11 protein-coding genes are annotated in these 14,339 nt (G+C 40.3%); 9 read left to right on the forward strand and 2 right to left on the reverse strand.

The window, feature by feature from the left end:
- The first annotated feature begins 13 nt into the window (after positions 1-13).
- The 4 genes from DV942_RS19605 (at position 14) to DV942_RS23590 (ending at position 5,024) form a co-directional block, all read left to right on the forward strand.
- The gene (locus DV942_RS19605) at positions 14-1,204 is read left to right on the forward strand and encodes a DUF4998 domain-containing protein (protein WP_186462357.1); all 1,191 of its coding nucleotides are present in this window, start codon (positions 14-16) and stop codon (positions 1,202-1,204) included.
- A 238-nt stretch (positions 1,205-1,442) separates the two neighbouring features.
- Positions 1,443-2,681: a hypothetical protein gene (locus DV942_RS19610; protein WP_145860344.1), complete on the forward strand. Its 1,239-nt coding sequence runs from the start codon at positions 1,443-1,445 to the stop codon at positions 2,679-2,681.
- 1,127 nt (positions 2,682-3,808) lie between these two features.
- Positions 3,809-4,870 (forward strand): cyclic nucleotide-binding domain-containing protein, encoded by a 1,062-nt coding sequence (locus DV942_RS19615; RefSeq protein ID WP_186462358.1) that lies wholly within the window; start codon positions 3,809-3,811, stop codon positions 4,868-4,870.
- Positions 4,857-5,024, forward strand: a complete 168-nt coding sequence (locus DV942_RS23590; protein ID WP_186462359.1) for a hypothetical protein — start codon at positions 4,857-4,859, stop codon at positions 5,022-5,024. Before DV942_RS19615 ends, DV942_RS23590 begins: the two co-directional genes overlap by 14 nt.
- Here DV942_RS23590 and DV942_RS19620 read toward each other — a convergent pair.
- The gene (locus tag DV942_RS19620) at positions 5,006-5,566 is read right to left on the reverse strand and encodes a cyclic nucleotide-binding domain-containing protein (protein WP_145860348.1); all 561 of its coding nucleotides are present in this window, start codon (positions 5,564-5,566) and stop codon (positions 5,006-5,008) included. The two genes, DV942_RS23590 and DV942_RS19620, sit on opposite strands and share 19 nt — an antisense overlap.
- Positions 5,567-6,083: 517 nt before the next feature.
- On the opposite strand from DV942_RS19620, the gene DV942_RS19625 reads away from it, so the two are divergent.
- The 5 genes from DV942_RS19625 (at position 6,084) to DV942_RS19645 (ending at position 13,622) form a co-directional block, all read left to right on the forward strand.
- The gene (locus tag DV942_RS19625) at positions 6,084-7,148 is read left to right on the forward strand and encodes an efflux RND transporter periplasmic adaptor subunit (RefSeq protein WP_222431126.1); all 1,065 of its coding nucleotides are present in this window, start codon (positions 6,084-6,086) and stop codon (positions 7,146-7,148) included.
- Between the two features lie 19 nt (positions 7,149-7,167).
- A complete protein-coding gene (locus DV942_RS19630; RefSeq protein ID WP_145860353.1) occupies positions 7,168-10,305 on the forward strand; it encodes an efflux RND transporter permease subunit in 3,138 nt (1,045 codons plus the stop codon).
- Positions 10,306-10,406: 101 nt separating this feature from the next.
- The gene (locus DV942_RS19635; protein WP_244950750.1) at positions 10,407-11,720 is read left to right on the forward strand and encodes an efflux transporter outer membrane subunit; all 1,314 of its coding nucleotides are present in this window, start codon (positions 10,407-10,409) and stop codon (positions 11,718-11,720) included.
- A gap of 46 nt (positions 11,721-11,766) precedes the next feature.
- Positions 11,767-12,864 (forward strand): sensor histidine kinase, encoded by a 1,098-nt coding sequence (locus DV942_RS19640; RefSeq protein ID WP_186462360.1) that lies wholly within the window; start codon positions 11,767-11,769, stop codon positions 12,862-12,864.
- Positions 12,861-13,622, forward strand: coding sequence for a LytR/AlgR family response regulator transcription factor (locus DV942_RS19645; RefSeq protein WP_145860359.1), 762 nt, complete (start codon positions 12,861-12,863; stop codon positions 13,620-13,622). Before DV942_RS19640 ends, DV942_RS19645 begins: the two co-directional genes overlap by 4 nt.
- A gap of 146 nt (positions 13,623-13,768) precedes the next feature.
- On the opposite strand, the gene DV942_RS19650 is transcribed toward DV942_RS19645, so the two are convergent.
- Entirely contained in the window at positions 13,769-14,338 is a 570-nt protein-coding gene (locus DV942_RS19650) for an outer membrane beta-barrel protein (RefSeq protein ID WP_145860361.1), read from the reverse strand.
- Between the last annotated feature and the right edge of the window lies 1 nt (position 14,339).

Raw genomic sequence — 14,339 nt, forward strand, 5'->3', positions numbered from 1 at the left:
CAAAATAAAACTGATGAGACTTACGACCCTATTTGCGGTTGTAAGCATTTTTGCAGCCTGTACTAAGGCTGACGATTATAAGAAATATGTAGCTGGAGGAGAAATTTCATATCCCGGAAAAATTGATTCTGTTAAAATTAGCTCTGGAAATAATCGGGTACAACTTAAGGCATTATTTCTCGCTGATCCAAAAGTAGTTTTGTGTAAAGTTTTTTGGAATAATTTCAAGGACTCTCTGTCTATTCCGGTAGTAAAGAAAAATACAGTTGACAGCTTGACTATATTTGTTCCGAATGTAGCAGAGGGTTTGCAAAGTTTTACCATTTATACTTATGATAAGGATGGAAATCGTTCGATTCCTGTAAACAAAACCGGTATGTCTTATGGAGATCGTTACAAAGCATCTCTAAGTAACAGAGGCATAAGTTTAGCACAAACAGGTTCGGATGGGGTAACGAAAATTGATTGGCTTGGAATGGATAGGTTAACAGGAGTATTTGCTACAGAAGTACAATATACGAATAACAGTAACCAAACAGTAACCATAAAGGCTCCTATTGATGCGACGAGTACTACCTTAACAAACTTTAAAACAAGTTCTAATATTAAGTATAGAACATTATTCTTACCTGATAGCTCTTGCGTAGATACTTTTAAAACGGAATTCGCTGATCGTTATGTCCCACGATATGTAGAACAGGACGTGACTTCAGCTTATCTTAAAAATACCGGGCCATTTAATAGAGATACCTGGGATGGTTCACGATGGGGTACACTAGCTGACTGGATTAGTAGCTCTGGCGCTAAGAATATCAACAGTAATCGTTACGGTGGTTATGAGTACCGTGGAGGTGTCGGTGTATTATCATTCGAATCTGGTTGGGGAATCACTACGCCGGTTACCAATGGATTGATTTATCAGACAATCACGCTTCCGGCTGGTACCTACAGCTTCCGTTTGAGTGGAATAGATCAAAATAGTGGAGGTTCAAGATTCATTGCAGTTGCTGCAGGAAATACACTTCCGAACGTTGGAGATATCTCTTCAGCATCTATAGCTTTTGCGAATATTTCAGATGGTAAATTAGATTTCACACTTGCACAGCAAACTACTGTATCTATAGGTTTTGCCGTTTCAATAGCAAATACAGGTCAATATATTAAGGTTGGCAGTGTCAAACTGATTAAACAAGCTTATTTGTAAAAAATGACTAGCAGGCTGTAAAGAAAGCATGCTAGTTATTTTAATCATTAATTGATATCTCTTAGATATACGGATATTTATTTTTTGATACGCTTTCATTTATTTATTCTTCCTTTTGTCAAATACTGTATAAAAATAATTTCCAATCTGATCAACTGACATTAATCAGCTCAAATAATCAGGAAATTTCATTTCTGTTAACGCTGTCTAAATTGTTAACCTTTAATAACATCTATTAATGAAGACTCAATCAAAAAAATATCTTATTGCAATATGTTTTATTCTTGCCCTTTTTGGCGGATGTAAAAAGACTGAAAAAGTAGCTGAAACCACAACACCTAAAACGGAGTCAAATGGTTCCATTGCTACTATTACCACTAGCACTTTTACAAATATTACCACCACTTCTGCCATGAGTGGGGGAGTAGTAACAGACAAAGGCGGGTCGCCGGTTACCGACCAGGGGGTTTGCTGGAGTACCTCTCCAAAACCAACGGTGGATAACAATAAATCCGGAGTAGTAAGTGTGAGTGGATCAGGCACGTTTACCAGCGAAATTAAAGGACTAACTGCTTCAACTAAATATTACGTAAGAGCCTTTGCTGTGAATAAAGCCGGAGTTGCTTATGGCAATGAAATCGAGCTTGTTACCGCCAGCATAGCCAGCGCTACCTTTGGTTTTTCTCCCATGTATATTATAGGTTCTACTGTGGCATCAGCAGATATTGAAGTGTTAACAGATGGTGGTGATGCCATAACAGAACGGGGAATTGTCTATGCTTCCACATCAAATCCTACCATTAATAGTAGTAAAGTGAAGCATAGTAATAAAGGGCTTGGTAAATTTAGGGTGAGTTTAAAAGACCTGACGCCAAAAACCACCTATTATGCCCGGGCTTATGCCATTAATTCAAAAGGAGTAAGTTACAGTAGTGAAGTGACGTTTAAAACCATTGCAAAAGGTAACTTCACCTATACCTTTAACAAATCTCAAAATCCTGGGGCGGAAGAGCTCGCTGCGTATAGCAGGCTGCAGGTTGCTATTGATAGTGCAGCCTGGTATTTTAATAACTATACTTCTGTTACTAAACACGTATATCTCAATTATGTTGATGGTGTACCAACAGCTGACGCAAACAATCAGGGTTGGATGCGTTTTGGAACCAATTCTTCCTATCAAAATCTCCGCACAATGCTTCATGAAGGCTCGCACACCTTAGGTACAGGAACTTCTTCATGGTGGTGGAATACGTTGGTCAATGGTAAACTTCAGGCGCCTAGTGTAACGGCTATATTGAGGCTGATCACAAATGACAATACTGCCCAGCTTAGTGGCGATAGCCAGCATTACTGGCCTTATGGTCTTAATCAGAATTCAGAGGTGACGACAAGCTGGGATTTTGCTTATACCTGCTTAATTATCGAAGCCATGCGTAAAGATGGTTTAACAGAATTCAGCGGTAGCTATACACCATAATGGCTATATTTGAATGCAATAGTATATGCCGGTTTTCAATAACGAAATGAAAACAGGCTGTTCCAAAAATAGTAAACCCCAAAGGCTTTAGTTTAGCTTTTGGGGTTTTTATTTGTATATGATAAGTTTTAAAAAGTTGCCTTATTGACTTAACCTGTGTCGGGTGTAACGAATGTCCATATGTTTTAAAAACATCCTGACAAATCTTTCGAAGGTCATCAAAACGGTTCCATACGGTTGGAATAGCTTCAGTTTCCCAGATTTTGGATCGTCAGGGATAGCAGGTACATTACGTAGATCTTATAAACCCTAAATTAGTATCGCGTATGCTTTACGGTCAAGCTATTCAGGATGATGGTTTTTAATCTCTAATCTTCCCAGAAACCAAAATCATCCAAATCAGGCTTTTTATTCTTTACCTTTAATCATTTTCTGCAATACGAAGATTCATCTTTTAGGTTTTGTGTATAATGTATTCATTTTCAATTATATGTAATTTTTTATTCTCGTTTAAAGCTAAGGATTTGATCTCTGCAGCGCTCAACTTTTGAATCAGCAAAAAAATTAAAGAACTGAAAAAATACGCGAATAAAAACGATTTATTAAAATAAATTGTATTATGCTTATATTTCTGTTTGATTTTTTTCAACCCATTAGTTGATGATGATCAAGAGGTTTTTTTATTTTTTTAACAACCTTTGAGAATATCTACCCTAAGTCTTTAACATTAATGCAATGCAAACCTTTTGAAATAAATGTGATTACCATAAACGCGATCACAAAGAAAAAAAATGTAACGGATATGGATTTTTAATGTCTCAATCGATACGTTTGATTATCAGGTGCTTTTCCGGGCTTTGTTTTATGTTTTTCCTTCTGATACAAAATTGCTATTTAAATGCACGCAGTTTGGTGGCTTTAATGATTAATTATTGACCTAAGGTAATGAGATAGCCCTTTTGGGATGATATGCTTTTACTAGGAATTCCCTGTTATACCCAGTTTCAAAGCGATTAAATGCTTTGGCTAGGTAATGCTTTTTTCTGTAACAGCCGGATAAGGAACAATTAACAAACTTCGATACCTAACAGGGGCAAATGGTTTTCTGTTGGAAAAATTACATGCAAATGGAAGGCTCTAAGATATTGATTATATTAAAGGACGCCAAGCTCAGGGCGAAGATTTCCGATATTTTGGTCACAGGTAAATACCTGGTTGAGTTTACAGATAATGGGAAAAAGGCTATGGAGCTGATCAGAAACCTCCCCATAGATCTGATCATTTGCGGCATGGAGTTAAATGGGATTGATGGGTTTGGTGTACTGCGGATGGTAAACAAGTTTATTGATACGGTGAGCATATCTGTCGTGATGATTGTAAAGGGAGATGATCAGTATGCGATAAGAAGATTGATGGAAATTGGTGCCGATGGCTTTCTTATTGGCGACTTTGACGATGCGGAGTTACTTAACCAGGTGGAGGCAAGGTTGAGAAAAAGACGACTTCAGTATGAGTTTTTTCTCCAACAGCAGTTTCAGCAAAAAAGTCCTACGGGCATGGATAATGGTCTTTTCTGGTTGAATGCCAAGCGACAAACATTAGTACCAAGAATTTTTAAAAAAAAACAGATAATTTTTTATAAAGGCGAACCTTGTACGGGGATTTATTACGTACTCTCAGGAAAAATAAAAACTTTTATAGCAGATTCTTCAGGCCGTGTATTGATTACAGCATTATATTACGCAGGTGATTATTTTGGTTTTCAGGATTTTACCGCCGGATCACGCATGTCAAATACTGCAATGGTTGTTGATGATGCACAGGTAGTGGTTATTCCTTTAGGGATTATTAACGAGTTGATTCAGGAACACCCGGAAGTGACCAATTTTTTGGCTAAAAAATTAGCAAGAATGGTACACGAAAGGGATGAACAGACATTAGAACTCGCTCATGCCACGGTAAGGGAACGGGTATCCAGATCCATTGTTAAATTGGCGAAAAAGGAAAGTAATGTATCTGATAACACCCGGCTTACACTTCCCAGAACCGACCTTGCAAATGTTATTGGAATTGCATCAGAAACCCTTAGCAGAATCCTCGGCGATTTTACAAAAGAAGGTCTTATTGAAAAGGATGGAAACGATATCATTTTAAAAAAAGTTGAACGTTTAAAAAATGTATATAGCTAATTCAGGCAAAAACTTCAGACAAAGCTGGAGCAGCTATTCTGCTGGTTGGTTCTCTATTGTGTTGCACCGTACCGATTCTCTTTATCTTGACCATTTGAATACAACTAAAAGGATTGATCCTGGTAATTTCGGCGATTATCCACATAAAGCGTAAGAAAGAAGTAGTTCTTTTGGCAGGCGTTCGTACATCCCCGGATAAAATGTTCGAAAACGCGTAATTCTGCAGCCTGCATCAGGTAAACGAAAAATTATATTTCTTTCGCTAACATCGTTCATGGCACAGGGAAGAAGGTGGGAATAGAATAATTCAGCTAACTCGGGATGTGATTTATAGCAGGTTTCAAGGTCTTCATAATCTATTAGAAAAACGATGGCATCCTCTATGGCCTCTAAATTGAGATTTTCGGGCCTGGAACTGTTCTGACCTTGACAAATATAAATGCTACCTTCCTGTCCCAACCATACGTTTATCTTGCCAAATTCGTCATCTTGCAAAAAACTGTTAACCAGGCCACTGCATATCATAATAATCTGACCAGCGGTGCTGAAGGTGTTTTTCGGAAAGAGCGTTTCTCCTTTATGTATGTTTAACGCTGTGGTATGCCTAAACAGGCATCTTAGTGCTGCCCGGCTTTTAGTTCGATCGATTAATGGCAGGAACATTTTCAAAAAAAGCTTAATTTCTAATATTTCCATTTCCGGTTCTTTTGATGCTTTGCACAGCACGCTTAGCTTGTTTATGCCCTAAACAGATAAAACTATCAATAACTTTAGAAAGTTATGGAGTGGTTTAGCTATCGCATGCTGTTAACTAATAAAGTCTATGCACTAAATTCTCCTTTACAAACTGCTATTCTATTGATTTTGCTCAAGGCGATACTTGATTCATTTCAATTAGGAGGAAAATATTAAAATAACCCTGCCAGTTCATGTTCCATTCAATCTCTATTTTAATCGGATACCAAAGTATAATGGATGTGTATTGGCCATTTCTCAGAATAAAAGGCCTTAAGGGTGTCCGCTTCAGGGCGTATATATTACGTTTGAGCTGCTATTTTCAACACCTGGGTATCATTTTAAATAAGGGTTTTCCTCATGGGGATTTATTTTGTAGCCGAACAGGTAATAGGACCTGTTTTCTACTTTCAAGATTATCATGAAAATGGGCATAACAAAAAAATCCTTGAGCTGGTTCTGTATCTCTTTATTATGGGTGGGGTGTAGCCAAGGACCACAAAATGCTTCTACAGTACAGTCGCAGGCTTTAGAGACTGATTTTATTACCTTAAACCCTGGCCACGCAACAGTTAAACAAACGTACCCAGGCAATATAGAAGGGCTCGTGAATGTTGATATCAAAGCACAGGTGAGCGGTTACCTGGAGAAAATATTTGTTAAAGAAGGTGATTATGTACTAAAAGGACAGTCGCTTTTTAAAATCAAGTCAGATGTTTTTCAGGAACAGGTTAGCAACAGCCTGGCCGCCTTGCAGGCTGCAATTGCAGCACAGGTTAACGCTCGGATCGAAGTAGAAAAAATGAAATCACTTGTTGGCGGAAGCGTGGTGTCGCCAATACAATTGAAGACGGCTGAAGCTAACCTGCAGGCAGCTAATGCACAGGTAGCCCAGGCGAAAGCCACTGTTGGAACATCTAAAATAAACGCTGGTTTTGCACTGATCAAAGCACCCGTAAGCGGCTATATAGGCAGGATTCCGAACCGGGTTGGCAACCTGATATCAGCAACTGATGCTACTCCACTAACCACCCTTTCAGATATCAGTACAGTATATGTTTATTTCTCGGTAAGTGAGGCAGAATTTATGCGTCTGCATTCCGGAAATCCCGATAGCACTGCCAAAATGAAAATTGCCCTGGTTACAGCCGACGGGCAGGATTATCCCGAAAATGGTAAGCTACAGATTGCCAGTGGAAACGTTGACCGGATAACCGGAACAGTAAGCATGAAAGCCGTATTCAATAATCCAAAAAGAATTTTGCGTTCTGGAGGCTCGGCCAATGTGGTAATAGAAGAATCTATATCGAATGTGCTATTAGTTCCTAAAGCAGCAGTTAAAGATATACAGGATAAGTTTTTTGTTTACCGCCTGGCTGATAACAATATGGTGAGATTGAGTCCTATTGAAATAAAAGCCGAAAGTGGTGATGACTATATTATCAGATCGGGTATAAAAAATGGGGAAAAGGTTGCCATCAACCGTATGGATGTGCTTTATGATGGCGTTCAGGTAAAACCAAAGATCAAAACAAAATCTTAAACTTTTTTCATTGAAATTTATGTTACAAAAAATAATAGATAGGCCGGTATTTGCAACCGTTATTTCCATTGTCATCGTGATTTTGGGTGTAATTGGTTTAACACGCCTGTCGCTAACCCGGTTTCCGGATATTTCTCCGCCCACGGTAATGGTTTCAGGTGCCTATCCCGGAGGAAACAGTGAATCTGTTATCCGTTCGGTAGTTACCCCGCTGGAAGAACAGATTAATGGTGTTGAAGATATGCAGTACATCAAATCAACAGCATCAAATGATGGTTCGTTTTCTATATCCATCATTTTTAAGCAGGGTGTAAATGCAGACCAGGCTGCCGTTAACGTGCAGAACCGGGTACAACAAGCCACACCAATTCTTCCGCAGGAAGTGGTCCGTAACGGGCTAACCACTTCCAAGCAGCAGAATAGTATGATCATGATTTTTAATCTGTATACTGACGACAATAAAAAATATGATGAGCTTTTTCTGCAAAACTATGCCAATATCAATTTAATTCCACAGATCAAACGTGTTCCGGGCGTAGGCCAGGCACAGGTATTTGGTACGAAAGATTATTCCATGCGTATTTGGCTCAATCCACGTAAAATGGCTTCGTTGGGACTTGTACCTGCAGATGTTTCTAATGCTATTGCAGACCAAAGCCTTGAGGCTGCCCCGGGAAAACTTGGTGAGGACTCTGATGCTGCCCTTGAATATGTAATTCGTTATAAAGGAAAGAAAAACCTGGTTCAGGATTACGAACGCATGGTGGTTAAACGAAACGGCGGAAGTGTCATCCGTCTGAAGGATGTAGCTAGAGTGGAATTTGGGTCGACCAGTTATTCAGGAGCGAATAAATCGAATAACCGTAATGCGGTAACTATTGCGATTAACCAAACAACCGGATCGAATGCAAATGAAATTGAAAAGGGCGTTGATGTTGAAATTAAAAAGCTGGAAAAAACTTTTCCGCCGGGAATTCATTTTTCTAAGATTTTAAGTACAAAAGAAAAACTCGATCTCTCGATCAGCCAGGTTAAAACTACCTTGATAGAAGCATTTATCCTGGTATTTATTGTTGTTTTCCTGTTTCTTCAGGACATCAGATCAACCATTATCCCTGCTATAGCAGTACCGGTGGCCATTATTGGAACTTTTTTCTTTTTGTTAGTTTTAGGATTTACCATAAATGTGCTTACACTCTTTGCCCTGGTGCTGGCCATTGGAATTGTAGTGGATGATGCCATTGTGGTGGTTGAAGCGGTTCATAGCAAGATGGAAACTTCCGATTTAAGCGGTCGTGCAGCCACAAAAGCTGCAATGAGTGAGATTACCGCGGCCGTAATATCGATAACCCTTGTAATGGCAGCGGTATTTATTCCAATTGGATTTATGTCCGGATCAGCTGGGCTTTTTTACAAACAGTTTGCCTATACCCTTGCCATCGCTATTGTCATATCAGCTGTTAACGCGCTTACGCTTACGCCTGCTTTGTGTGCAATCCTATTAAAAAACAATCACCAGAATGGTACAGCTACAGCACACCGTAAGCCGATTGGGCTTAAGGATCGCTTTTTTAACGCCTTTAATGCTGGCTTTAATCATTTAACGAATAGATACATCAGTGGGCTGCGGTTTTTAATTTCAAAAAAATGGATTTCAGCAGGGCTTATCGCATTAACGATTGGGGTGGCGGCCTGGTTGATGATCACCACCCCGAAAAGTTTTGTACCAGAGGAAGATGATGGAATGTTCATGTTTGCGCTATCCATGCCGCCGGGGACAGGGCTCAATAGAACTAACCAGGTAACCAAAGAAATTGGCGACAAACTCGCAAAAATCGAAGCTGTGGGAGAAAATACCTCCATTACCGGTTTTAATTTATTGAGTAATGCAGCAGGACCATCCTATGCAATGGGTTTTGTTACCGTAAAACCTATCAGGGAGCGCGGTAAAGTAAAAGATATCAATCAGATCATGAACCAGGTTAACCAGGCCATTACTACTGTTAAGGGCGGAACTGTAATGGCTTTTCGGATGCCGCCTGTAGAGGGTTATGGCGTTACGGGTGGTGCTGAATTTGCCTTGCAGGATCGTATGGGACGTAATCCACAACAACTTAAACAAAAGGCTGATCAGATTATCGGGGAACTATCAAAGAAGCCGGGAATAGCCATGGCATATACCACTTTCAGGGCCGATTATCCTCAGCTTGAACTGCAAGTGAACGAAGATAAGGCAAAACAAATGGGGGTTGGTGTCAGTAATCTGCTGGGTGTTGTACAAAATTATTTTTCCGGAGACCAGTCGCTGAACTTCTCCAGGTTTGGTAAATTTTACCGGGTAAATATCAAGGCCGAAGGAATATTCAGAATGGATGCCCATGCTTTTCAGGAAATCTATGTAAAGAGTGAAGACGGGCAAATGGTTCCGGCATCTACGCTGGTAACCCTGCACAAAGTATACGGGCCAGAATCGGTAGGGAGGTACAATCTATACAACTCGTTAAATATCAATGTGACCGGGGCGCCTGGTGTAAGCAATGGGGTGGTTATGCAACGGGTTGAAGAAACGCTATCAAAACTGCCTGCTGATTATAGTTATGAATGGACGGGCTTAAGCCTGGAAGAAAAAGCCAGCGGTAACCAAACAGTTATAATTTTAGGGCTATGCCTGCTATTCGTATTTTTTATTCTTGCTGCAAAATACGAAAGTTATCTATTACCGCTTTCTGTGTTGCTTTCCATTCCTACAGGTGTTATAGGCGCTTTTATAGGTGTCAAGGCAGTTGGATTGGACAATAACATTTATGTGCAGATCGGCCTCATCATGCTGGTGGGTTTGCTAGCCAAAAATGCGATCCTGATTGTAGAATTTGCCATTCAGAAACGCCAGGCTGGTTTAACTATTGTAGATGCAGCTATTGAAGGCGCCCGTTCAAGGCTGAGGCCAATCATCATGACCTCTCTTGCCTTTATCGTTGGAATGATTCCGCTCATGACAGCCACCGGGGGGACTGCAGTAGGTAACCGTTCCATCAGTGTAAGCTCTGCTATGGGCATGCTTTCCGGTGTAGTGCTAGGCGTAATTGTTATTCCGTTGCTATTTATAATATTTCAATATCTGCAGGAAAAAATTTCTGTTCAAAAAAATAAAGTTTAGATAAAATGATTCGGATACAGAATTTGATATTATTGGCGTTTTGCATCATGTTTTATTCATCTTGTTTGTTGAGGAAGCCTCAGGTTAAGCCCTCCATGCAAATGCCCAAAAGCTATAGGGAATCTTCATCACTTACCGGCGATTCCCTAAGCCTTCCCTGGAAATTTTTTTTCGGTGGTGAAAAACTACAGCATCTGATCTCCATGTCCTTAAAGCGAAATAATGATCTGGCGGCAGCCAAACTTACTATAAAGCAGCTGGAGGCTGGATTAAAGGAAGCCAAACAGGCGCTCCTGCCAACCCTTGATCTGAATGTAACGGCGGCCAGAAACTGGATGTCTAAAAACTCATTAAACGGTTCATTGAGCGAGCAGTTTACGAAAACGAGCTATATAGATGATTACAATGCACAGTTCAGGGTATCATGGGAAGCCGATATCTGGGGGAAAGCCGCCCTGCAGCAAGACGGTGCTTATGCAGATTTAATGGCGAATAAGGAAAGTGCCAGGGCTTTGCAAACCAGAATTATTGCCCAGGTAGCCCAGGCATATTATAATTTGCTGTCTCTTGATGAACAATTGAGAATTGCGGATCGAAATAAGGTTTTAAGCGACAGTACGTTGAAGATGACGGCTTTGCAGTACGACGCCGGACAGGTAAATTCATTGGCTGTTCAGCAGGCTAAAGCACAATTGAAAACGGCCGAATTACTGGTTCCGCTGGTAAAACAAAACATCGCTATACAGGAAAATGCATTGAGCATATTGTGTGGTGAATTTCCAGCTTCTATTGACAGAGAACAAGACTTTAGTCTGGCTGCACTTAACCAGGGTTTTGGTAGTGCATTGCCGGTAAGGTTGCTAAGCAGAAGGCCGGATGTTAAAGCCGCAGAATGGGTTGTAATGAATACACAGGCCAAATTAGGGCTGGCAAAAGTGGCCATGTATCCTTCGTTCAGCCTAACACCATCTATTGGCGCCAATTCATTTAAACTGAACTCCTGGTTTAATTTGCCTGGGTCGCTGGCTAAAAACCTGGCAATAAATCTCACCCAGCCGATATTTCAGAAGAGGGCACTTAAAACAGCTTATGAGCGAGCCTCTTTGGAGCAGGAAAAGGCTGTACTTCAGTTTAAGCAGAGCGTGCTGACTGCCGTGGGAGAGGTGAGCGATGCACTGGAAAAACAGAAACGTGCTGCAGAACGGCTGGTATTGGTTGACGAAAAGGTAGTGGCCCTAAAAAAAGCAACGAAAGATGCTTCGTTACTTTACCAGAACGGGATGGCAACCTACCTGGAAATTATCACGGCGCAAAATAATTTACTGCAGACCGAACTTGAAGGCGCCAATATACGTTTGGAAAAACTTCAGGCTGCTGTTGATTTGTACCGTAGCCTGGGCGGAGGATTGCAATGATATGAATAGCTTTGCTACTGATGCTGGCAAAGCTTATTTTTACACTATGGGAAAAACAAACTATATAAGGGAAAAAATGCCTGTACGCCATGTAATTATAGTAAGTTTAGTCGCGCTGCTGATTCTCACCCTGCTTTCTTATCTAGTAGATCCATACGACCCCTACTGGAAAGAGCATTATATTAGTCCGGGCTGGATTGCTTTTCGCGATACCCTGTACACTTACATATATGTTTTGCTGCTCACGTTAATTAGTTTTTGGGTAGATCGTAAACTTGATCGATGGTTAACCTGGGAAAAAAAATCGGGCATAAGGCTGCTTGTCCAGACACTTTTGCAGACCATTATAGCCATTATCTCTGTTCACCTTATGGACCTGGCCTATGTTGCTGTTTTTTTAGAGAAAGAACCTAATTATTCAAGAGAGGAACTCAGGCTTTTCTCGCAATTTCTAACCTCAGCAGTTATTCTTTCTTTATTGATCATGGCGGGTAATATTGGTTATTATTTCCTGACCAGCTGGAAGAAAACAGCCACACTGGCGCTTGAACTGGAAGTAAATGCAGCCCAGCATAAACAGGCTGCCAGTGAGGCCGAACTCTATGCTTTAAGGCTGCAGATCGATCCGCATTTTGTTTTCAACAACCTGAGTGTTCTGGCAGAGCAGATTTTACAGGATCAGCAAAAAGGCTTTGAATATGCAGAAAACTTCGCCAAGGTGTACCGCTATTTGCTGGTCAATTCAAAAAAAGATAAAATTTCGGTTGCTGAAGAACTTAGGTTTTTAGAATCATATTTGTTTTTGACCAGGGTTAGGATTGGCTCAGGGATCTCCTTTACCATAGATCTTGCGCACATCAGTAAAGATGCCATGATACCACCTATGTCACTGCAGCTGTTGGTAGAAAATGCCATCAAGCATAATCGCACTGTGAAATCAGATCCTCTGCTGATCGAAATTAAATCGTCAAAAAGCGACGAAATTTTAGTGTGTAATGAACTAAAACCATTGTTGACCCATCTGGATGGAACCGGGATTGGCCTGGATAATGTCAGGGATCGTTATCGCCTGCTCAATGCGCCTGAAATCATAATAACCAAAACGGACAAGCATTTTACGGTAATTTTACCCTTACTTAAATGATCAATATATTAATTATAGAAGATGAACAGCCTAATGCCGAACGACTCAAAAGGTTAGTGCTGGCCATAAAACCGCAAGCGGTGATTTTGGATGTATTGGATACCGTTGCCGGCAGTGTTGACTGGCTAAAATCAAATCCTGTTCCTGATTTGATCTTGATGGATATCAGACTTGCCGATGGAATTAGTTTTGAGATTTTTAATCAGGTAGAAGTGAAAAGCCCTATTATTTTTACAACAGCCTACGATGAGTATGCTGTACGGGCGTTCAAGTTTAACAGCGTGGATTATCTGCTTAAACCAATAGAACAGGAGGAACTTGCTGCAGCGCTTGAAAAAGTTGGTCAACGGATAGAAAATGTATCTGCAATGATAACCGACCGGTTGCAGGGCGTAATTGATGCACTAGAGAACAAAAAGATCAGAACACGTTTTCTAATCCCTCATAAAGACGGTTATAAAATTCTTGCCGCTAATGATGTCAGCTTTTTTCATTCTGAACATAAAGTTACTTACGCACATTTGCCCAATGGCAAGAACGAGGTTGTACCCCAAAATCTGGAAGAACTGGAAGAGCAATTGGATCCAACACTTTTTTTCAGGCTCAACAGACAGTATATCGTAAACGTAAATGCCATAGACAAGGTCTACAATCATTTCAATTCAAAACTCAAAGTTACTTTTCGTCATTATGCCCTACACGAAGCATTTGTAAGCCGGGAACGGGCACCGCTATTTAAAGCCTGGTTAGACCAATGACAATCTGGTCTAGCTTTAAATACGACTGGGTTTTAACAAGCTGATTGATTTAAAAGGAATTGCAGTAGCCATTTCAAAGATGCAAGTATTTCATAGATCTTATACGGTGAATTTACTGAAGACCTTTTGCTGATGACTGACTTATTTTAAAAAACAACTCCAAAATTTAGTGAGACCCCATGTGGATTGATGTCTAAATCATTTAAGCTCATTTTGTAACCTTTAAAACCAACGCCCATTAAGGCGTTCATTTTTGGGCTTAAATTAAATTTTGCTCCCAAACCGAAATAGGTATAAAATCCAGATTCGCTTACCTGTTTTGTTTCTGGTGGACCAAAATCATAAGAACTTTGATATCGGTTTAGCGAAATTCCCAACGATGTTTCGGCAAAAGGGCTAATTTTTCCCCGTATTTTAACCGTATACCTTAAGTTGGCGTATACAGGAGAGAATCGAAGATTTCTTAACGTGTAATTATTGCTTTTATGAAGAGGGGCGCTGGCAAATTCGATTCCTATGCCAGGCTCAAGCCCATTTTGAACCAGATAATTAACTTTGATGGAGCCGCTGTAGAAATAATTCCGATGTGTCGATCTCAGTATTTCGATGCCGGGTGTAACATAGAATTGTTTTTTGCGCTTTGAGTTGGTCTGTTGTGCGTGGCCATAAGCAACCAATAAAATTAGCACGGTAGTTAGCAATAGTTTTCTGGTCATC

The organism is Pedobacter suwonensis (assembly GCF_007833675.1).
Taxonomy (GTDB): domain Bacteria; phylum Bacteroidota; class Bacteroidia; order Sphingobacteriales; family Sphingobacteriaceae; genus Pedobacter; species Pedobacter suwonensis.